We start from the raw sequence: 21,220 nt of genomic DNA on the forward strand, positions 1-21,220 counted from the left end.
TGAAGATAACCACCTCTGTGGATAACCACCCCTTTCATCCACAGGCTTAAACCGGTTATCCAAGGGTCTCTTGGCCACATGACCACAGGGTTTTAAATCTCTGTACACATTGATAATAAAGGCCTGTAGCGATCTATCCACAGAAAGGTGGCTCAGTAGAAATAAACATAAAAACAAAGATTTAATAAATTTCTCTCTTTTTAATTTCTATAACCCCGACTTCTCCACAGCTGGTTAAATTTTGTGCAAAGGGTTCTTTAGGAAGGGCGAAGTCCCTATACTTGTCGACCAGGTCCAGAAACCTGAGCTCAAACTATTCCTGATTACCTAACTGAAGCAGGCACGAGGTGCGTGGTGGATTTCCCTTCCCGTTTTGAAGTGATCGTCATCGGCGGCGGTCATGCCGGTACCGAGGCAGCACTGGCCTCAGCACGTATGGGTGCGAAAACCCTGTTGCTGACGCATAACGTGGAAACCCTCGGAGCAATGAGTTGCAACCCCGCCATTGGCGGGATCGGTAAAAGCCACCTGGTTAAAGAAATTGACGCCCTTGGCGGCGCAATGGCCATGGCTACCGACAAAGGTGGTATTCAATTTCGCGTGTTGAACAGCCGCAAAGGTCCGGCCGTGCGTGCAACTCGCGCCCAGGCAGACCGGGTTCTGTACAAGGCCGCTGTCCGCGAAGCATTGGAAAACCAGCCGAACCTGTGGATATTTCAACAAGCCGCTGACGACCTGATCGTCGAACAGGAACAAGTGCGCGGTGTCGTCACCCAAATGGGCCTGCGTTTCCTCGCGGATTCCGTGGTGTTGACCACTGGCACCTTCCTCGGCGGACTTATCCACATCGGCATGCAGAATTACTCCGGCGGTCGTGCCGGTGATCCGCCATCGATCGCCCTGGCTCGCCGTCTGCGTGAATTGCCATTGCGTGTGGGTCGTTTGAAAACCGGTACGCCGCCGCGTATCGACGGTCGTTCTGTGGATTTCTCGGTAATGACCGAGCAAGCAGGCGATACGCCGATCCCGGTGATGTCGTTCATGGGTTCCAAAGAGCAGCACCCGAAACAGGTGAGCTGCTGGATTACCCACACCAACAGCCGGACCCACGAAATCATTGCCGCGAACCTCGATCGTTCGCCGATGTATTCCGATGCGGGATTGATCGAAGGTATCGGTCCGCGTTATTGCCCGTCGATCGAAGACAAGATCCACCGCTTTGCCGACAAGGAAAGCCATCAGGTCTTTATCGAGCCGGAAGGTTTGACCACCCACGAGCTGTACCCGAACGGGATATCCACATCCCTGCCGTTCGACGTGCAATTGCAGATCGTGCAATCGATCCGCGGCATGGAAAACGCACACATCGTGCGTCCGGGCTACGCCATCGAATACGACTATTTCGACCCGCGCGACCTGAAATACAGCCTGGAAACCAAAGTGATTGGCGGGCTGTTTTTTGCCGGTCAAATCAACGGCACCACCGGTTACGAAGAAGCCGGCGCCCAGGGTTTGCTGGCCGGCGCCAACGCAGCACTGCGTGCACAGGGCAAAGATGCCTGGTGCCCGCGTCGCGACGAGGCGTACATCGGCGTATTGGTCGACGACCTGATTACGCTCGGAACCCAAGAGCCGTACCGGATGTTCACGTCCCGTGCCGAATACCGCCTGATCCTGCGCGAAGACAACGCCGACCTGCGTCTGACCGAAAAAGGTCGCGAGCTGGGTCTGGTCGATGACGCGCGTTGGGCGGCGTTCTGCAAGAAGCGCGAAAGCATCGACCTGGAAGAGCAACGCCTGAAAAGTACCTGGGTTCGCCCGGGCACCGAGCAGGGCGATGCGATTTCCGAGAAGTTCGGTACGCCGCTGACCCACGAATACAATTTGCTCAACCTGCTGAGCCGTCCGGAAATCGACTACGCTGGTCTGATTGCCGTGACCGGTGGGGGCGCAGAAGATCCACAGGTCGCCGAACAGGTCGAAATCAAGACCAAGTACGCCGGTTACATCGACCGTCAGCAGGATGAAATCGCACGCCTGCGGGCCAGCGAAGACACCAAACTGCCTGTGGATATCGATTACACGAACATTTCCGGTCTTTCCAAAGAGATCCAGAGCAAGCTCGGCGCGACCCGTCCTGAAACCCTGGGCCAGGCGTCACGTATTCCGGGCGTCACCCCGGCAGCCATTTCGCTGTTGATGATTCATTTGAAAAAACGCGGCGCGGGCCGTCAGTTGGAGCAAAGCGCTTGAGTTCGTTGGTCACCTCGCAACACGCCGAAGAGTTATCCACAGGTGCTCGCCAGCTCGGTGTCACACTGACAGAAACCCAGCACGCGCAGCTGCTGGGTTATCTGGCCCTGTTGATCAAATGGAACAAGGCCTACAACCTGACCGCCGTGCGCGATCCGGACGAAATGGTCTCTCGCCATCTGCTCGATAGTTTGAGCGTCATGTCGTTCATCGAAAACGGTCGCTGGCTGGACGTTGGCAGCGGTGGTGGCATGCCGGGCATTCCGTTGGCCATCCTGTTTCCCGAGTCGCAAGTGACCTGCCTGGACAGCAACGGCAAGAAAACCCGCTTCCTGACCCAGGTCAAACTCGAACTCAAACTGGATAACCTGCAAGTTATCCACAGCCGCGTCGAAGCTTTCCAGCCTGCACAGCCATTCAACGGGATTGTTTCCCGGGCGTTCAGCAGCATGGAAAATTTCAGTAACTGGACTCGCCACCTCGGCGATGCCGATACGCGCTGGCTGGCAATGAAGGGCGTTCATCCGGCCGATGAGCTGGTAGCATTGCCAGCAGACTTCCACCTCGATAGCGAACACGCCCTGGCCGTCCCTGGTTGCCAAGGCCAACGCCATCTGCTGATACTGCGCCGCACGGCATGATTGGGAACACAAGCAAGAATGGCTAAGGTATTCGCGATTGCGAACCAAAAGGGTGGTGTGGGTAAAACCACCACCTGCATCAACCTCGCAGCTTCCCTGGTCGCTACCAAGCGTCGGGTGCTGCTGATCGATCTCGATCCACAGGGCAACGCCACCATGGGTAGCGGTGTGGATAAACATGGCCTGGAAAACTCGGTCTACGACCTGCTGATCGGCGAATGTGACCTGGCCCAGGCCATGCACTACTCCGAGCATGGTGGTTACCAGCTGTTGCCGGCCAACCGCGACCTGACGGCGGCCGAAGTGGTTCTGCTGGAAATGCAGATGAAGGAAAGTCGCCTGCGCAGTGCATTGGCGCCAATCCGTGAAAACTACGATTACATTTTGATCGACTGCCCACCGTCGTTGTCGATGCTCACGCTGAACGCACTGGTGGCCGCCGATGGGGTGATTATCCCCATGCAGTGCGAATACTTCGCGCTCGAAGGTTTGAGCGACCTTGTGGATAACATCAAGCGCATCGCTGAACTGCTGAACCCGAATCTGAAAGTCGAAGGCCTGTTGCGGACCATGTACGACCCGCGCCTGAGCCTGATGAACGATGTGTCCGCGCAGCTCAAGGAACACTTCGGCGAGCAGCTTTACGACACCGTGATTCCGCGCAACATTCGCTTGGCTGAAGCGCCAAGTTATGGGATGCCGGCGTTGGCGTACGACAAGACTTCACGGGGCGCCATTGCCTACCTGGCCTTGGCGGGCGAAATGGTTCGCCGCCAGCGCAAAAACTCACGCACCGCCGCCGCTCAGGCAACTTAAGGAATCCCCATGGCCGTCAAGAAACGAGGTCTCGGACGTGGACTGGATGCACTGCTGAGTGGTCCGACTGTCAGCTCGCTGGAAGAACAAGCGGTACAAGCTGACCAACGTGAGCTGCAGCACCTGCCCCTGGACCTGATCCAGCGCGGCAAGTACCAACCCCGCCGGGACATGGATCCTCAAGCGCTGGAAGAGTTGGCGCAGTCGATCAAGGCCCAGGGCGTGATGCAGCCGATCGTGGTTCGCCCGATCGGCAGCGGTCGCTTCGAAATCATTGCCGGTGAACGCCGCTGGCGCGCCAGCCAGCAGGCTGGCCAGGAAACCATCCCGGCGATGGTTCGTGATGTGCCGGATGAAACGGCCATTGCCATGGCGCTGATCGAGAACATTCAACGCGAAGACCTCAATCCGATCGAAGAAGCCGTCGCGTTGCAGCGTTTGCAGCAGGAATTTCAGCTGACTCAGCAACAGGTTGCGGAGGCGGTGGGCAAATCCCGCGTGACCGTGGCCAACCTGCTACGCTTGATCGCGTTGCCGGAAGTTATCAAAACCATGCTGTCGCACGGTGACCTGGAAATGGGTCATGCGCGTGCTTTGCTCGGTTTGCCGGAGAATCAACAGGTAGAAGGGGCGCGACATGTTGTCGCACGGGGGCTGACGGTGCGCCAAACTGAAGCACTGGTTCGCCAGTGGTTGAGTGGCAAACAGGAGCCTGCCGAACCGGTAAAACCGGACCCTGATATAGCCCGACTCGAACAGCGCCTGGCCGAACGCCTAGGCTCTGCGGTGCAGATTCGCCACGGTAAGAAGGGGAAAGGGCAGTTGGTCATTGGTTACAACTCCCTCGACGAACTGCAAGGTGTGCTTGCGCACATTCGTTGAAACATTTCCTCATGTAGCGTGCAGTCGGAAATCACTACCTGACAGTTGAATAGGGGCTGAACCGCCCCTATACTCTGCGCGCATTTTGTCGGCACAAATTATGCCAAGTTATTGATTTCTGGCAGCCGACCATTGGAGAGAAAACGTGATGGAAAGACGCACGCCAAACCGCTTGCCGTTCCATCGCCTGGCAGTTTTTCCGGTGTTAATGGCTCAATTTGTCGTTTTGCTGATTGCTGCTTTGGCGCTTTGGCAATGGCATGGAGTCGTTGCCGGGTACTCAGGACTTTGCGGAGGCCTGATAGCCTTGCTTCCCAATGTTTATTTCGCTCACAGGGCATTTCGGTTTTCCGGCGCCCGAGCAGCTCAAGCCATTGTCCGGTCATTTTATGCCGGCGAGGCGGGCAAACTGATTTTGACGGCAGTGCTCTTTGCATTGACGTTTGCAGGTGTGAAGCCATTGGCGCCGCTAGCTGTATTCGGCGTCTTCGTGTTGACCCAACTGGTCAGCTGGTTCGCGCCCCTGCTGATGAGAACAAGACTTTCGAGACCTTAGGGCGTTTGAGGCAACCATGGCAGAAACAACCGCTTCGGGCTATATCCAGCACCACTTGCAGAACCTGACTTTCGGTCAGCTCCCAACTGGCGGGTGGGGTTTTGCCCACACCGCAGCAGAAGCCAAGGAAATGGGCTTCTGGGCTTTCCACGTCGATACCCTCGGCTGGTCGGTCGCGTTGGGTCTGATCTTCGTTCTTCTTTTCCGCATGGCGGCAAAGAAAGCGACTTCCGGTCAGCCTGGTGCTTTGCAGAACTTCGTTGAAGTATTGGTCGAATTCGTCGATGGCAGCGTGAAAGACAGCTTCCATGGCCGTAGCCCGGTGATTGCACCGCTGGCACTGACCATCTTCGTCTGGGTGTTCCTGATGAACGCCGTCGACCTGATCCCGGTCGACTGGATTCCTCAGCTGGCCATCCTGATTACCGGCGACCACCACATTCCGTTCCGTGCAGTGTCGACCACTGACCCGAACGCGACCCTGGGTATGGCCCTGTCGGTGTTCGCGCTGATCATTTTCTACAGCATCAAGGTCAAGGGCATCGGCGGCTTCATCGGCGAACTGACCCTGCACCCGTTCGGCAGCAAGAACATCTTCGTTCAGGCCCTGCTGATTCCGGTGAACTTCCTGCTGGAGTTCGTGACGCTGGTTGCCAAGCCAATCTCGCTGGCACTGCGTTTGTTCGGCAACATGTACGCCGGCGAACTGGTCTTCATTCTGATTGCTGTGATGTTCGGCAGCGGTCTGCTCTGGCTTAGCGGCCTGGGCGTAGTTCTGCAGTGGGCGTGGGCTGTGTTCCACATCCTGATCATCACCCTGCAGGCGTTTATCTTCATGATGCTGACCATCGTTTACCTTTCGATGGCGCACGAAGAGAACCATTAAGACCAGTCTCGACTAGTCTGATGTCCCACTCGGTCAAACGAGTGGGTGCCCGAACAGGGCTATGAAACGATTTGTTTTACCGCTTTAAAATCTAAAAAACCTAAACCATACGACGTAAAAGTCGGGAGGAAAGATGGAAACTGTAGTTGGTCTAACCGCTATCGCTGTTGCACTGTTGATCGGCCTGGGCGCACTGGGTACCGCAATTGGTTTCGGCCTGTTGGGCGGCAAGTTCCTGGAAGGCGCAGCGCGTCAGCCAGAAATGGTTCCAATGCTGCAAGTTAAAATGTTCATCGTTGCCGGTCTGCTCGACGCCGTCACCATGATCGGTGTTGGTATCGCTCTGTTCTTCACCTTCGCGAACCCATTCGTTGGTCAACTCGCTGGCTAATTACTCGAACCTTCGAGTAGTTGGTGTGATGTGTAACGAACGAGCGAGGTGTTGGCGTGAACATTAATGCAACCCTGATTGGCCAGTCCGTTGCGTTCTTCATTTTTGTACTGTTTTGCATGAAGTTCGTGTGGCCTCCGGTCATCGCGGCTTTGCACGAACGTCAGAAGAAGATTGCGGATGGACTGGACGCTGCCGCCCGAGCAGCTCGCGACCTGGAATTGGCCCAAGATAAAGCGGGTCAACAACTGCGCGAAGCTAAAGCTCAGGCAGCCGAAATCATTGAGCAAGCCAAGAAACGCGGTAACCAGATCGTTGAAGAGGCTGTTGAAAAGGCCCGTATCGACGCTGACCGTGTGAAGGTTCAGGCTCAGGCCGAGATCGAACAGGAACTGAACAGTGTCAAAGACGCGCTGCGTGCCCAACTGGGTGCTCTGGCTGTCGGCGGCGCCGAGAAGATCCTGGGTGCCACAATCGATCAAAACGCGCACGCGGAGCTGGTAAACAAACTGGCTGCTGAAATTTAAGCGAGGGCGATCATGGCAGAATTGACCACGTTGGCCCGACCTTACGCTAAGGCAGCCTTCGAGCACGCCCAGGCCCACCAGCAACTGGCCTCTTGGTCAGCCATGCTCGGCCTGGCTGCAGCAGTGTCGCAAGACGACACCATGCAGCGCGTGCTCAAGGCCCCGCGACTGACGAGCGCAAACAAGGCCGCCACGTTTATTGACGTGTGCGGCGACAAGTTTGATGCCAAGGCACAGAACTTCATTAACGTCGTTGCCGAAAACGACCGTCTCCCGCTGTTGCCGGAGATCGCCGCTCTGTTTGACCTGTACAAGGCCGAACAAGAGAAGTCGGTAGACGTTGAAGTCACCAGTGCTTTTGCATTGAACCAAGAACAGCAAGACAAACTCGCCAAGGTTCTCAGTGCACGACTCAACCGGGAAGTGCGCCTGCAAGTTGCGGAGGATGCCGCCCTTATTGGTGGTGTCATCATTCGCGCCGGCGACCTGGTAATCGATGGTTCGATTCGCGGCAAACTCGCGAATCTTGCCGAAGCATTGAAATCTTGAGTTTGAAGGGGCAGCAGAGCAATGCAGCAACTCAATCCTTCCGAAATAAGTGAAATTATCAAGGGCCGCATCGACAAGCTCGATGTGACCTCCCAAGCCCGTAACGAAGGCACTGTCGTCAGCGTATCTGACGGTATCGTGCGGATTCACGGTCTGGCCGACGTAATGTACGGCGAGATGATCGAGTTTCCGGGCGGCGTCTTCGGTATGGCTCTCAACCTGGAGCAAGACTCTGTAGGTGCCGTTGTATTGGGCGCATACCAGACTCTGGCTGAAGGCATGAGCGCCAAGTGCACCGGCCGTATCCTCGAAGTTCCGGTTGGTAAGGAACTGCTGGGTCGCGTAGTCGACGCACTGGGTAACCCAGTTGATGGCAAAGGTCCGCTGAACAACACCTTGACCGACGCGGTCGAGAAAGTTGCTCCAGGCGTGATCTGGCGTAAGTCGGTAGACCAGCCTGTACAGACTGGCTACAAGGCTGTCGATGCCATGATCCCTGTCGGCCGTGGCCAGCGTGAGCTGATCATCGGTGACCGTCAGATCGGTAAAACCGCTCTGGCGATCGACGCGATCATCAACCAGAAAGACAGCGGCATTTTCTGCGTCTACGTAGCCATTGGTCAGAAACAATCGACCATCGCCAACGTGGTTCGCAAGCTGGAAGAAAACGGCGCACTGGCTAACACCATCGTCGTGGCAGCGAGCGCTTCGGAATCTGCAGCACTGCAATTCCTGGCACCGTACTCCGGTTGCACCATGGGTGAATTCTTCCGCGACCGCGGTGAAGACGCGCTGATCGTTTATGACGATCTGTCCAAGCAAGCAGTGGCTTACCGCCAGATTTCCCTGCTGCTGCGCCGTCCACCAGGCCGTGAAGCTTACCCAGGCGACGTGTTCTATCTCCACTCCCGTCTGCTGGAGCGCGCATCCCGCGTTTCGGAAGAATACGTAGAGAAGTTCACCAACGGCGCAGTGACCGGCAAAACCGGTTCCCTGACCGCACTGCCGATCATCGAAACCCAGGCTGGCGACGTTTCCGCGTTCGTTCCGACCAACGTGATTTCCATCACCGACGGTCAGATCTTCCTGGAATCGGCCATGTTCAACTCCGGGATCCGTCCTGCTGTGAACGCCGGTGTTTCGGTATCCCGTGTGGGTGGTGCCGCTCAGACCAAGATCATCAAGAAGCTCTCCGGTGGTATCCGTACCGCTCTGGCTCAGTACCGTGAACTGGCGGCATTCGCCCAGTTCGCTTCTGACCTGGACGAAGCGACCCGTAAGCAACTTGAGCATGGTCAGCGCGTTACCGAGCTGATGAAGCAGAAGCAATACGCACCTATGTCGATCGCTGACATGGCGCTGTCGCTGTATGCCGCTGAGCGTGGGTTCCTGACTGACGTCGAAATCGCCAAGATCGGCAGCTTTGAACAAGCGCTGATTGCTTTCTTCAACCGCGATCACGCCGAATTGATGGCGAAGATCAACGTGAAGGGTGACTTCAATGACGAAATCGATGCTGGCATGAAAGCCGGTATCGAGAAGTTCAAGGCCACCCAAACCTGGTAAGCCGCAGCGGGAGCCGCAAGGCTCCCGCTTGCTAACCTGATAGGTGTTACATGGCAGGCGCAAAAGAGATTCGCAGTAAGATTGCGAGCATCAAAAGCACGCAAAAGATTACCAGCGCCATGGAAAAAGTGGCGGTCAGTAAAATGCGCAAGGCACAAATGCGCATGGCTGCTAGCCGTCCTTACGCGGAGCGCATCCGCCAGGTTATTGGTCATTTGGCCAACGCCAACCCGGAATATCGCCACCCGTTCATGATCGACCGCGAAATCAAGCGCGTCGGTTACGTCGTGGTGAGCAGTGACCGTGGTTTGTGTGGTGGTTTGAACACCAACCTGTTCAAGGCCCTGGTCAAGGACATGGCGGTAAACCGCGAAAACGGCGTCGAGATCGATCTGTGTGTAGTGGGTAGCAAGGGTGCGGCTTTCTTCCGCAACTTCGGCGGCAACGTCGTAGCAGCTATCAGCCACCTGGGTGAAGAGCCGTCGATCAATGACTTGATCGGCAGCGTCAAGGTGATGCTGGATGCCTACCTGGACGGCCGTATTGATCGCCTGTCCGTGGTGTCCAACAAGTTCATCAACACCATGACGCAAACGCCTACCGTGGAGCAGTTGATTCCATTGGTGGCAACCCCGGATCAAGGCCTCAAGCACCACTGGGACTATCTCTACGAACCGGATGCCAAAGAGCTGCTTGACGGCTTGATGGTCCGTTACGTGGAGTCGCAGGTCTACCAGGCGGTGGTCGAGAACAACGCGGCTGAACAAGCTGCGCGGATGATCGCGATGAAGAACGCTACCGACAACGCCGGTGATTTGATCAGCGATTTGCAGCTGGTCTACAACAAGGCGCGTCAGGCTGCGATCACCCAAGAGATCTCGGAAATCGTCGGCGGCGCTGCCGCGGTTTAACGGTTCAAATATTCAGAGGATCCAGCTATGAGTAGCGGACGTATCGTTCAAATCATCGGCGCCGTTATCGACGTGGAATTCCCACGCGACAGCGTACCGAGCATCTACAACGCGCTGACTGTACAAAGCGCGGCCGCAACCACTCTGGAAGTTCAGCAACAGCTGGGCGACGGCGTGGTTCGTACCATTGCGATGGGCTCCACCGAGGGCTTGAAGCGTGGTCTGGACGTCATCGACTCCGGCGCAGCCATTTCCGTACCGGTCGGTAAAGCGACTCTGGGCCGGATCATGGACGTTCTGGGCAACCCGATCGACGAAGCTGGCCCGATCGACACCGACGAGCGCTGGGGCATTCACCGTCCTGCGCCAACCTTCGCAGAACAAGCGGGCGGCAACGACCTGCTGGAAACCGGCATCAAGGTTATCGACCTGGTTTGCCCGTTCGCCAAGGGTGGTAAAGTCGGTCTGTTCGGTGGTGCCGGTGTAGGCAAAACCGTAAACATGATGGAACTGATCCGTAACATCGCCATCGAGCACAGCGGTTATTCCGTGTTCGCCGGTGTGGGTGAGCGTACTCGTGAGGGTAACGACTTCTACCACGAGATGAAGGATTCCAACGTTCTGGACAAAGTGGCACTGGTTTACGGTCAGATGAACGAGCCGCCGGGTAACCGTCTGCGCGTAGCACTGACCGGCCTGACCATGGCCGAGAAGTTCCGTGACGAAGGTAACGACGTTCTGCTGTTCGTCGACAACATCTATCGTTACACCCTGGCCGGTACTGAAGTATCCGCACTGCTGGGCCGTATGCCTTCCGCAGTAGGTTACCAGCCGACCCTGGCCGAAGAGATGGGTACTCTGCAAGAGCGTATCACTTCGACCAAAAACGGTTCGATCACCTCGATCCAAGCGGTATACGTACCTGCGGATGACTTGACTGACCCGTCGCCAGCGACCACCTTCGCCCACTTGGACGCCACCGTCGTTCTGTCCCGTGACATCGCTTCCCTGGGTATCTACCCAGCGGTCGATCCACTCGACTCGACTTCGCGCCAGCTGGACCCGAACGTAATCGGCCAGGACCACTACGACACCGCTCGCGGTGTACAGTATGTTCTGCAGCGTTACAAAGAACTGAAGGACATCATTGCGATCCTGGGTATGGACGAGCTGTCGGAAGCCGACAAGCAGTTGGTAAACCGTGCTCGTAAGATCCAGCGTTTCTTGTCGCAGCCGTTCTTCGTGGCTGAAGTCTTCACCGGTGCTTCGGGTAAATACGTTTCCCTGAAAGACACCATTGCTGGCTTCAAAGGCATCCTCAACGGTGACTACGACCACCTGCCAGAACAAGCGTTCTACATGGTCGGCGGCATCGAAGAAGCGATCGAGAAAGCCAAGAAACTGTAATCCCGGCGCCCGGAAACGGGCGCTAATTTAGGTTGAGGCAATCAGATGGCTATGACAGTCCATTGCGATATCGTCAGCGCGGAAGGAGAAATCTTTTCCGGTCTGGTCGAGATGGTGATTGCGCACGGTGCACTGGGTGATCTTGGTATCGCCCTGGGTCACGCGCCGTTGATCACTAATCTCAAGCCGGGCCCGATCCGCCTGGTCAAGCAGGGCGGGGAAGAGGAGGTGTATTACATCTCTGGTGGTTTCCTCGAAGTTCAGCCGAACATGGTCAAGGTTCTTGCCGACACCGTGCAACGTGCTGGCGACCTGGATGAAGCCTCCGCTCAGGAAGCCGTCAAGGCTGCCGAGAAAGCCCTGCATGAGCGGGGCGCGGAATTCGACTACGGTTCTGCTTCCGCACGTCTGGCCGAGGCTGCAGCACAGCTGCGCACCGTCCAGCAGATCCGCAAGAAGTTTGGCCGCTAATAGGCCATCACTTGTTGCGCGATTGATTAAAAAGGGTAGCCTCGGCTACCCTTTTTCTTTTCCGACGTTCATAACCTGGTCGCAGCCGCTGACCACCCAGGATTGGTAGCCAGTCATGTCACTTGAAATCGTTATTCTCGCTGCCGGCCAAGGCACGCGCATGCGTTCGGCGTTGCCGAAAGTTCTGCACCCGATTGCCGGCAACTCGATGCTTGGCCATGTTATCCACAGCGCCCGCCAACTTGATCCACAGCGCATCCATGTGGTGATCGGCCATGGCGCTGAAGCCGTACGTGAGCGCCTGGCGGCGGATGACCTGAATTTCGTCCTTCAGGACAAACAATTGGGTACCGGTCATGCCGTGGCTCAGGCTGTGCCGTTCATTGAGTCCGATACCGTACTCATTCTCTACGGCGACGTGCCGCTGATTGAAGTCGACACCCTGCAACGCCTGCTCAAGAAAGTCGCGCCGCAACAACTGGGCCTGTTGACTGTCGAGCTGGACGACCCGACCGGCTATGGCCGCATCGTCCGCGATGACGCTGGCAAGGTCACGGCAATCGTTGAGCAAAAAGACGCCAACGAAGCCGAGCGTGCGATCACTGAAGGCAACACCGGGATTCTCGCCCTGCCTTTCGCCCAACTGGGTAGCTGGATGAGCCGTCTCTCCAACAACAATGCCCAGGGCGAGTATTACCTGACTGACGTGATCGCCATGGCGGTCAACGATGGTTTGGTGGTCGCCACCGAGCAGCCGCACGACGCCATGGAAGTGCAGGGCGCCAACGACCGCAAGCAACTTTCCGAACTCGAGCGTCACTATCAATTGCGCTCCGGCCGCCGTTTGATGGCCCAAGGCGTGACCCTGCGCGACCCGGCTCGTTTCGATGTGCGCGGCGAAGTCACCGTTGGCCGCGATGTGCTGATCGACATCAACGTGATCCTCGAAGGCAAAGTCGTCATTGAAGACGACGTGGTGATCGGCCCTAACTGTGTGATCAAGGACAGCACCCTGCGCAAAGGCGTGGTGATCAAGGCCAACAGCCATATCGAAGGTGCGATTCTGGGCGAAGGCAGCGATGCCGGCCCATTCGCACGCCTGCGTCCGGGCACTGTCCTTGACGCGCGCGCGCATGTGGGTAACTTTGTTGAACTGAAGAACGCTCACTTGGGCGAAGGCGCGAAGGCCGGTCACCTGACTTACCTGGGTGATGCCGAGGTCGGCGCGCGCACCAACATTGGCGCGGGCACCATCACGTGCAACTACGACGGCGCCAACAAGTGGAAAACCGTGCTGGGTGAAGACGTTTTCATCGGTTCCAACAATTCGTTGGTAGCGCCTGTGGATATCTCTTCCGGTGCGACCACGGCGGCCGGTTCAACCATTACGCAGAATGTGGATAACGCACAATTGGCGGTAGGTCGGGCACGGCAGAAGAATATCGACGGCTGGAAGCGGCCGGAGAAGGTCAAGAAGAGCTGAGTTATCCACAGCCCTTCTAAACAACAAAATCGCAGCCTGAGAACGGCCTTCAGAGCCCTCACCTCAAGCTGCGATTTTTTTTGGTTATACACAGGCCTTTTTATCCCAACACGCTTGACGAAGTTTCGCCGATAGGTTTTGATTGCTTCCGTTATCTTTCGAATCGAAACTTACTAAGCCATGTCGAAGCGCAATACACCCCAACGCCGCCACAATATCCTCACCTTGCTCAACGAGCAGGGCGAAGTCAGTGTGGACGAGCTGGCAAAACGCTTCGAAACGTCGGAAGTTACGATTCGCAAGGATCTGGCGGCGCTTGAGAGTAATGGCCTGCTGCTACGTCGTTACGGCGGAGCGATCACCATGCCTCAAGAATTGGTGGCTGACATCGGCCAACCTGTCTCCAAATACAAACAAGCCATTGCTCGCGCCGCGGTCACGCGGATTCGCGAGCATGCGCGGATCATCATCGACAGCGGCAGTACCACGGCGGCCATGATCCCGGAACTCGGTCAGCAACCGGGGCTGGTGGTGATGACCAACTCGTTGCACGTGGCCAATGCCTTGAGCGAGCTTGAGCACGAACCGGTGCTGTTGATGACCGGCGGCACCTGGGACCCGCATTCCGAGTCCTTTCAGGGGCAGGTCGCTGAGCAGGTACTACGCTCTTACGACTTTGATCAGTTGTTTATCGGTGCCGATGGTATCGACCTGGTCCGCGGTACGACCACCTTCAACGAATTGCTGGGGCTCAGCCGGGTCATGGCCGAAGTCGCCCGTGAAGTCGTCGTGATGGTGGAGGCCGATAAGATCGGCCGCAAAATCCCCAACCTGGAACTGCCATGGAGCAGCGTCCATACCCTTATTACCGATGATCGCTTGCCGCTGGAGGCACGCGATCAGATTCAGGCCCGCGGCATCAATTTGATTTGCGCGGCTGTCAGTCAGGAGAAATAGCATGTGTGGAATTGTCGGCGCAGTCGCAGAACGTAACATTACCGCCATCTTGCTCGAAGGCCTCAAGCGCCTGGAATACCGTGGCTACGACAGCGCCGGTGTGGCGGTCTTCACCAACGATGAGAAACTCGAGCGCATGCGTCGTCCGGGCAAGGTCAGCGAGCTGGAACTGGCACTCGAGGCCGAGCCTCTGGTCGGTCGCCTCGGCATCGCCCACACCCGCTGGGCCACCCACGGCGCGCCGTGCGAGCGCAACGCCCACCCGCATTTCTCCGGCGACCTGGCCGTGGTGCACAACGGCATCATCGAAAACCACGAAGCCCTGCGTGAACAGCTGAAAGCCTTGGGTTATGTGTTCACCTCGGACACCGACACCGAAGTCATCGCTCACCTGCTGAACCACAAACTCAAGGATTTGCCCGACCTGACCGCGGCCCTCAAAGCCACCGTCAAGGAGTTGCACGGTGCTTACGGCCTGGCGGTCATCAGCGCCAAGCAGCCGGATCGCCTGGTCGCCGCTCGCAGTGGTAGCCCGTTGGTGATTGGTCTGGGCCTGGGTGAAAACTTCCTAGCTTCCGACCAATTGGCCCTGCGTCAGGTCACTGACCGTTTCATGTACCTGGAAGAAGGCGATATCGCCGAGATTCGCCGCGACAGCGTGCATATCTGGGACGTTGACGGCAAAGCTGTCGAGCGCGAAACCGTGCAGTACCGCGACGGTGCCGAAGCCGCCGACAAGGGCGAGTTCCGCCACTTCATGCTCAAGGAAATCCACGAGCAACCGTCTGTTGTTCAGCGCACCCTCGAAGGCCGCCTGAGCCCGAACGGCGTGCTGGTACAGGCATTCGGTCCACAGGCTGCCGAGCTGTTCGCCAAAGTGCGCAACGTGCAGATCGTTGCCTGCGGCACCAGCTATCACGCCGGTATGGTTGCCCGTTACTGGCTCGAAGAGTTGGCCGGGATCCCGTGCCAGGTCGAAGTTGCCAGCGAATTCCGCTACCGCAAAGTCGTGGTGCAACCCGACACGCTGTTCGTGACCATTTCCCAGTCCGGCGAAACCGCCGACACCCTGGCTGCCCTGCGCAACGCCAAGGAACTGGGTTTCCTCGCGAGCCTGGCGATCTGCAACGTCGGCATCAGTTCGCTGGTGCGTGAATCCGACCTGACCTTGCTGACCCAGGCCGGTCGCGAAATCGGCGTGGCCTCGACCAAAGCCTTCACCACTCAATTGGTAGGCCTGCTGTTGCTGACCCTGTCCCTGGGGCAGGTTCGCGGCACTTTGGCCAAGGGCGTCGAAGCCACATTGGTCGAAGAACTGCGCCGTCTGCCAACCCGCTTGGGCGAAGCCTTGGCCATGGACAGCACCGTGGAGAAAATCGCCGAGCTGTTCGCCGAGAAAAACCACACGCTGTTCCTCGGCCGTGGCGCGCAATTCCCGGTAGCGATGGAAGGAGCCCTGAAACTCAAGGAAATCTCCTACATCCACGCTGAAGCCTACCCGGCTGGCGAACTGAAACACGGTCCGTTAGCGCTTGTGGATAACGACATGCCGGTGGTGACTGTGGCGCCGAACAACGAGCTGCTGGAGAAGTTGAAATCCAACCTCCAGGAAGTCCGCGCCCGTGGTGGCCAGTTGATCGTCTTCGCAGACGAGAAAGCCGGCATGACCAATGGCGAAGGCACGCACGTTGTGCACATGCCGCACATCCACGACATCCTGTCGCCGATCCTCTACACCATCCCGCTGCAGTTGCTGTCGTACTACGTTGCTGTGCTGAAAGGCACGGACGTTGACCAGCCGCGTAACCTGGCGAAGTCGGTGACAGTGGAATAAGTTATCCACAGGTGACCGAAACCCTTAAAAATCGCAGCCTACGGTTGCGATTTTTTTTATCTGAATAAAGGACATGCCCCGTGGACCGATTCCAGGAAATGCAGGTCTTCGCCGCCGTCGCCAAGGCGCAAGGTTTCTCGGCGGCGGCGCGAATTCTGGGGATGTCGGCGGCGAGCGTCACCCGGGCCGTCGCGGCACTGGAGCAGCGCATTGGCACGCAGTTGATCACCCGTACGACCCGCAGCGTGCATTTGAGCGAGGCGGGGCAGCGTTATCTGGACGACTGTCGCAGGATTCTCGCCGAGGTGCAGGAAGCGGAGGATTCGGCGGCGGGGAGTCATGCACAACCCCGTGGGCAATTGACGATCACCGCGCCGGTATTGTTTGGAGAGTTGTTTGTCACGCCAGTGATGGTTGATTACCTGGCGCAGTACCCAGAGGTCTGCATCAATGCGCTGTTGCTTGATCGCGTGGTGAGCATCACGGAAGAGGGCATCGATGTGGCGGTGCGCATCGGCGATTTGCCCGACAGTAATCAGCATGCGATCCGGGTCGGCGAGGTACGGCGGGTGATTTGTGGTTCGCCAGCGCTGATCGCGGCACATGGCCGGCCCTTGCATCCGCAGGAACTGGTACAGGCGCCGATTATTGCAACATCGGCCACGGGCCAATTACGTAACTGGCCCTTCCTTGAAAATGGCGAACCGCTGTCGGTGCGTACGGAGTCTCGGCTGGTGGTCACCGCCAATCAGGCTGCCATCACGGCCGCCTGCCTGGGGCTGGGGTTTACCCGCGTGTTGTCGTATCAGGTCGCGGGAAAGGTGGCGGCGGGTGAGTTGCAAATCATCCTGTCTGAATTCGAATTGGCGCCGTTGCCGATTCACGTGATTTATCAGGGCGGGCGCAAAGCGCCAGCGCGAGTGCGCAGTTTTGTCGACTTCACGGTGAAGGCCTTGCGCGAGCATCCAGCCTTGAAGAACGAGGCACTATTGCTCCAGCTGAAATAATGGATTGCATTTGCTGGTTATTCTATTGTTTCGGTAGCAGGCGGAAGATGGCAACCCATCGGCGCCGACTCTTTCCAAAGGGCGCCTCCACCCAGCGGAGTCGACCATGCAAGCCATCAAACTCTACAACTTCCCACGCTCTGGCCACGCTCACCGTGTGGAGCTGATGCTGTCCCTGCTGCAATTGCCGACAGAGCTAGTCTTTGTCGATCTGGCCAAGGGGGCGCACAAGCAGCCGGATTACCTGGCGATCAACCCGATGGGTCAGGTGCCTGCCATCGATGACCAAGGCGTCGTGTTGGCCGACTCCAATGCGATCCTGGTGTATCTGGCGCAGAAGTATGGCAACGGTCGCTGGCTACCGACTGATCCTGTCGGCGCTGCCAAGGTTCAGCGCTGGTTATCGATTGCTGCCGGGCCGATTGCCTTTGGTGTGGCCAGAGCCAGGTTGATCACCGTGTTCGGCGCGTCCTACAACGCTGAAGAAGTGATCGCCAATTCCCACGCTTTGCTGAAAATCATCGATCAGGAACTGTCTGCCACGCCATATCTGACGGGGAGCGAGCCGACCATCGCCGACGTCTCGGCCTACAGTTATATCGCCCATGCGCCGGAAGGCAATGTCTCGCTCGACGACTACCCCCACATCCGTGCCTGGCTGGCGCGCATTGAAGCCCTGCCAGGGTTTGTCGGCATGCCACGCACGGTGGCCGGCCTGCAAAAAACTGCCTGATGTTCACGGCCCGATCCGCTCGGGCCGTTCACGATGCGCCATGGGCGCAGGGGAGGAGCCGTTATGGAACATTCACCTTGGCACGCCGGCGAGAAACAGTTGCAGGCTCATGTGGGGGTTGCCGAGCGAATGGAGGCGTTCGGACGTAAGGTGATTCGCAGTCAGATGCCGGATCAGCACCGCACGTTCTATCAGCAACTGCCTTTCATGCTGTACGGCGCCGTTGATGTCGAAGGCAACCCCTGGGCCAGCATTCTTGAAGGGCAACCGGGTTTCGCTCATTCCCCCGATCCATCGCTGTTGCAGTTCGACCACCTGCCGGGCGCCGATGACCCTGCGCAGCTGCAAGACGGTGCTGCCATCGGTTTGCTCGGTATTGAGTTGCACACCCGGCGCCGCAATCGCCTCAATGGCCGAGTCAGCGCCGTTACGGCCAGCGGATTCGGCGTCACGGTGGAGCAATCGTTCGGCAACTGCCCGCAATACATCCAATTGCGCCAGTTTCGTTCGGTGCCCTTGGCGGACCCTTCGAGTCGCGTTGCGCAGCACCTGACTGAACTGGATGATGCGGCCAGGACCATGATCGTCGACGCCGACACATTCTTTGTCGCCAGCTACGTGGACGTCGATGGACAGCGTTCGGTGGATGTTTCTCACCGGGGCGGCCAGGCCGGTTTCGTACAGGTGGAAGGGAATCGCCTGACGATCCCTGACTTCGCCGGCAACCTGCATTTCAATACGCTGGGCAATCTGCTGGTCAATCCTCGCGCCGGTTTGTTGTTCATCGATTTCAATTCTGGTGACCTGCTGCACCTCAGCGGGCGTACCGAAATCATCCTCGACGGCCCGCTAATCGAAGCCTTTCAAGGTGCCGAGCGGCTGTGGACCTTCGAGGTCGAGCACGTGGTGCGCCGGCCTGCAGCGCTGGCTTTGCGCTGGCGCTTTGACGGCGTATCGCCCACCAGTCTGCTGACCGGCACCTGGGCGCAGGCCAATGCACGCCTGCAAGCCAAGGCTTTGGGCGATCATTGGCGGTCGCTGCGGGTGGCGCGAATCGAACAGGAAAGCCACCACATTCGTTCGATCTACCTGGAGCCTGCCGATGGCGCCGGATTGCCGGTGTTCCAGGCCGGGCAGCATTTACCTTTGCGGTTCAACATTGACGGTGACGTGCATATCCGCACGTACAGCCTGTCGAGTGCGCCGTCCGATGACTTTTTCCGTATCAGTGTGAAGCGTGACGGATTGGTGTCATCGCACCTGCATGAGCGGATTCGTGTCGGTGACGTGCTGGAAGCCCGTGCGCCTCAAGGGCATTTCACCGTGGCACCGCATGAGCGGCGCCCGCTGGTATTGCTGGCCGCTGGCGTGGGCATTACGCCGCTGCTGTCGATGGTGCGTGAGGTGGTTTATCAAGGCCTGCGCACGCGGAGCATCCGCCCGACCTGGTTCATCCAGAGCTCGCGAACCCTGGCCGATCAACCATTCCGCCCTGAACTGAACCGCTTGCTCGACGGGCTCGGCGACGCGGTGCGAGTCCTGCGTTTGCTCAGTCAGCCGGAGCCCGAGGCGCGCGAAGGGGAAGATTTCGACCTGACCGGGCGAATCGACGCCGACCTGCTCAAGAACGTGCTTGAGGTGGAAGACTACGATCAGCTGGATTTTGTCCTCTGCGGCCCAGGAGCGTTCACCCAGGCGATGTACGACAGCTTGCGTGACATGGACATCCGCGATTCAACGATTCACGCCGAGACCTTTGGGCCGTCGACGTTGCGCCGGGTAGCCGATCCGGATGCAGTGATCATCGAGCAACCACCGGCCGCCACGACGTCAGTACCGGTGGTGTTCGAGCGCTCGGCCAAAGAGGCGCGCTGGAAACCCGATAGCGGCAGTTTGCTGGAGTTGGCTGAAAGCCGTGGTTTGCGCCCGGAATTCAGCTGCCGTGGCGGTTCCTGCGGGACCTGCAAGACGCGCCTGATCAGCGGCGAAGTGACTTATCCACAAGTGCCGGCAGAAGTGCCCGGCGCTGGAGAGGTACTGATTTGCTGTGCGGTGCCGGCGCAGGGTTCGAAGCCGCTGGTGCTGGATCTGTAAACCCAGGTCCTGCGGCTCAACCCCTGTGGGCGCCGGGCTTGCCCGCGATGACGGTTTAACATTCAACATTCATGTTGACTGACACGCCGCCATCGCGGGCAAGCCCGGCTCCTGCAGGAAAGCAGTCAGGCGTAAGACAGGGATTTTTCCTCAAGCAGCTCTTCGTACAATTCGGTCCATTTGCGACCCATGTCGTCGGCTGTGAATAACTGCCGATACCGGGCCTCAGCCTTCACGCCCATTTCTGCCGCACGTGTCGGGTTTTCCCACAGCGTGCGCATCGCTTCACGGAAGGCTTGTGGATGACTTGGAGGCACCACCAGCCCGGTTTCATTGTGGATGTTGATGTAACTGGTGCCGGTGCCGATCTCGCTGGAAATCATCGGCTTGCCGTACATCGCACCTTCCAGCAGCGAAATGCCGAACGCTTCAGAGCGCAAATGCGACGGGAACACCACGGCATAGCTCAGCTGCAGCAAGGCCACTTTATCCTCATCACCCAAACGTCCCAAAAAGTGCAGGTTCTGCAAACCCAGTTTTTTGGCCTGAGCATGCAGTTCAGCTTCCAGGGGGCCGGCGCCGACGATCACCACCGGATAATTCAGCCCCTGCATCGCTTCGAGAAGAATGTGCAGTCCTTTGTAGTAACGCATAACGCCGACGAACAAGAAGAACTTGTCGCCCAACTGTCGACGCCAGCGGTCAGTGCGCTCCATTTCAGGCTGTGGATAACCTGCCTTGTCCAACCCATAGGTGATTACCCGGGTTTTTTCGCGGTAATCCTGAAGAATTTCACTGGTATGAAAGTAGTTGGGTGAAGCGGCGACGATTCGATCGGCGCTGTCCAGAAACCGGCGCATCAAGGGTCGATACAGTTTGAGTAAATGACGCTGGCGAATGATGTCCGAGTGGTAACTCACTACGCAGGGCTTTTTGGTTGCGCTACAAAAATGCACCAGATCCATGAATGGCCACGGGAAGTGGTAGTTGACCACGTCGGCCTCTGCCGCCAGCTCACGAAATTGCTTGAACACACTGTAGGAGAAGCCGGTGGACGCCAGTTGAAAGTCCATTCTGGCCTGATGGACCTGATGTTCACGGATCTGGATCACGCCAGGTGCCGGGTTGTTACTCAAGGTCAGGACAGTGCTGTCGACCCCATGTCGCGCGCCGCTTTCGCACAACTGAAAAATGACCTGTTCGATACCGCCCATGGAGTCGGGCAAGTAGGTTTTGTAAAAGTGCAATACACGCAT

20 protein-coding genes are annotated in these 21,220 nt (G+C 57.8%); 19 read left to right on the forward strand and 1 reads right to left on the reverse strand.

Annotated elements, in window-relative coordinates:
- The first annotated feature begins 354 nt into the window (after positions 1 to 354).
- The 19 genes from mnmG to AB4N43_RS16625 all read left to right on the forward strand — a co-directional run bounded on the left by mnmG (position 355) and on the right by AB4N43_RS16625 (position 19,964).
- Entirely contained in the window at positions 355 to 2,253 is a 1,899-nt protein-coding gene (mnmG, locus tag AB4N43_RS16535) for a tRNA uridine-5-carboxymethylaminomethyl(34) synthesis enzyme MnmG (protein ID WP_027926206.1), read from the forward strand.
- Positions 2,250 to 2,894: a 16S rRNA (guanine(527)-N(7))-methyltransferase RsmG gene (gene rsmG, locus AB4N43_RS16540; protein ID WP_027926207.1), complete on the forward strand. Its 645-nt coding sequence runs from the start codon at positions 2,250 to 2,252 to the stop codon at positions 2,892 to 2,894. Before mnmG ends, rsmG begins: the two co-directional genes overlap by 4 nt.
- 18 nt (positions 2,895 to 2,912) lie before the next feature.
- A complete protein-coding gene (locus AB4N43_RS16545) occupies positions 2,913 to 3,710 on the forward strand; it encodes a ParA family protein (protein WP_027926208.1) in 798 nt (265 codons plus the stop codon).
- 9 nt (positions 3,711 to 3,719) lie between these two features.
- Positions 3,720 to 4,592, forward strand: coding sequence for a ParB/RepB/Spo0J family partition protein (locus AB4N43_RS16550; protein WP_008027541.1), 873 nt, complete (start codon positions 3,720 to 3,722; stop codon positions 4,590 to 4,592).
- Positions 4,593 to 4,740: 148 nt separating this feature from the next.
- Positions 4,741 to 5,148 (forward strand): F0F1 ATP synthase subunit I, encoded by a 408-nt coding sequence (locus AB4N43_RS16555; protein WP_027926209.1) that lies wholly within the window; start codon positions 4,741 to 4,743, stop codon positions 5,146 to 5,148.
- Positions 5,149 to 5,164: 16 nt separating this feature from the next.
- Positions 5,165 to 6,034 (forward strand): F0F1 ATP synthase subunit A, encoded by an 870-nt coding sequence (gene atpB / locus AB4N43_RS16560; RefSeq protein WP_027926210.1) that lies wholly within the window; start codon positions 5,165 to 5,167, stop codon positions 6,032 to 6,034.
- Positions 6,035 to 6,167: 133 nt separating this feature from the next.
- The gene (atpE, locus tag AB4N43_RS16565; RefSeq protein ID WP_002555987.1) at positions 6,168 to 6,425 is read left to right on the forward strand and encodes a F0F1 ATP synthase subunit C; all 258 of its coding nucleotides are present in this window, start codon (positions 6,168 to 6,170) and stop codon (positions 6,423 to 6,425) included.
- A gap of 56 nt (positions 6,426 to 6,481) precedes the next feature.
- Positions 6,482 to 6,952: a F0F1 ATP synthase subunit B gene (locus AB4N43_RS16570; RefSeq protein ID WP_008027535.1), complete on the forward strand. Its 471-nt coding sequence runs from the start codon at positions 6,482 to 6,484 to the stop codon at positions 6,950 to 6,952.
- A gap of 12 nt (positions 6,953 to 6,964) precedes the next feature.
- Positions 6,965 to 7,501 (forward strand): F0F1 ATP synthase subunit delta, encoded by a 537-nt coding sequence (locus tag AB4N43_RS16575; RefSeq protein ID WP_027926211.1) that lies wholly within the window; start codon positions 6,965 to 6,967, stop codon positions 7,499 to 7,501.
- Positions 7,502 to 7,522: 21 nt separating this feature from the next.
- Positions 7,523 to 9,067, forward strand: a complete 1,545-nt coding sequence (gene atpA / locus AB4N43_RS16580) for a F0F1 ATP synthase subunit alpha (RefSeq protein WP_027926212.1) — start codon at positions 7,523 to 7,525, stop codon at positions 9,065 to 9,067.
- A gap of 50 nt (positions 9,068 to 9,117) precedes the next feature.
- On the forward strand, positions 9,118 to 9,978 hold the full coding sequence (atpG, locus tag AB4N43_RS16585) for a F0F1 ATP synthase subunit gamma (protein ID WP_027926213.1): 861 nt from the start codon (positions 9,118 to 9,120) through the stop codon (positions 9,976 to 9,978).
- 27 nt (positions 9,979 to 10,005) lie between these two features.
- The gene (atpD, locus tag AB4N43_RS16590) at positions 10,006 to 11,385 is read left to right on the forward strand and encodes a F0F1 ATP synthase subunit beta (protein ID WP_027926214.1); all 1,380 of its coding nucleotides are present in this window, start codon (positions 10,006 to 10,008) and stop codon (positions 11,383 to 11,385) included.
- A 45-nt stretch (positions 11,386 to 11,430) separates the two neighbouring features.
- Positions 11,431 to 11,856 carry a F0F1 ATP synthase subunit epsilon gene (locus AB4N43_RS16595; protein ID WP_123433228.1) on the forward strand — a complete coding sequence of 142 codons (426 nt, stop codon included), beginning with the start codon at positions 11,431 to 11,433 and terminating at the stop codon, positions 11,854 to 11,856.
- A gap of 115 nt (positions 11,857 to 11,971) precedes the next feature.
- A complete protein-coding gene (gene glmU / locus AB4N43_RS16600; protein WP_460151725.1) occupies positions 11,972 to 13,339 on the forward strand; it encodes a bifunctional UDP-N-acetylglucosamine diphosphorylase/glucosamine-1-phosphate N-acetyltransferase GlmU in 1,368 nt (455 codons plus the stop codon).
- A 180-nt stretch (positions 13,340 to 13,519) separates the two neighbouring features.
- On the forward strand, positions 13,520 to 14,296 hold the full coding sequence (locus tag AB4N43_RS16605; RefSeq protein ID WP_027926217.1) for a DeoR/GlpR family DNA-binding transcription regulator: 777 nt from the start codon (positions 13,520 to 13,522) through the stop codon (positions 14,294 to 14,296).
- Position 14,297: 1 nt separating this feature from the next.
- Complete coding sequence (gene glmS, locus AB4N43_RS16610) at positions 14,298 to 16,130, forward strand: glutamine--fructose-6-phosphate transaminase (isomerizing) (protein WP_027926218.1); 1,833 nt, start codon at positions 14,298 to 14,300, stop codon at positions 16,128 to 16,130.
- 80 nt (positions 16,131 to 16,210) lie between these two features.
- Positions 16,211 to 17,137: a LysR family transcriptional regulator gene (locus tag AB4N43_RS16615; protein ID WP_027926219.1), complete on the forward strand. Its 927-nt coding sequence runs from the start codon at positions 16,211 to 16,213 to the stop codon at positions 17,135 to 17,137.
- Positions 17,138 to 17,243: 106 nt separating this feature from the next.
- Entirely contained in the window at positions 17,244 to 17,870 is a 627-nt protein-coding gene (locus AB4N43_RS16620) for a glutathione S-transferase family protein (RefSeq protein ID WP_059181903.1), read from the forward strand.
- Positions 17,871 to 17,933: 63 nt separating this feature from the next.
- Positions 17,934 to 19,964, forward strand: a complete 2,031-nt coding sequence (locus AB4N43_RS16625; protein ID WP_460151726.1) for a 2Fe-2S iron-sulfur cluster-binding protein — start codon at positions 17,934 to 17,936, stop codon at positions 19,962 to 19,964.
- A 125-nt stretch (positions 19,965 to 20,089) separates the two neighbouring features.
- On the opposite strand, the gene AB4N43_RS16630 is transcribed toward AB4N43_RS16625, so the two are convergent.
- Positions 20,090 to 21,220: a glycosyltransferase family 4 protein gene (locus AB4N43_RS16630; protein ID WP_027926222.1), complete on the reverse strand. Its 1,131-nt coding sequence runs from the start codon at positions 21,218 to 21,220 to the stop codon at positions 20,090 to 20,092.

The sequence above is a fragment of the Pseudomonas sp. S2_B07 genome (assembly GCF_054668435.1).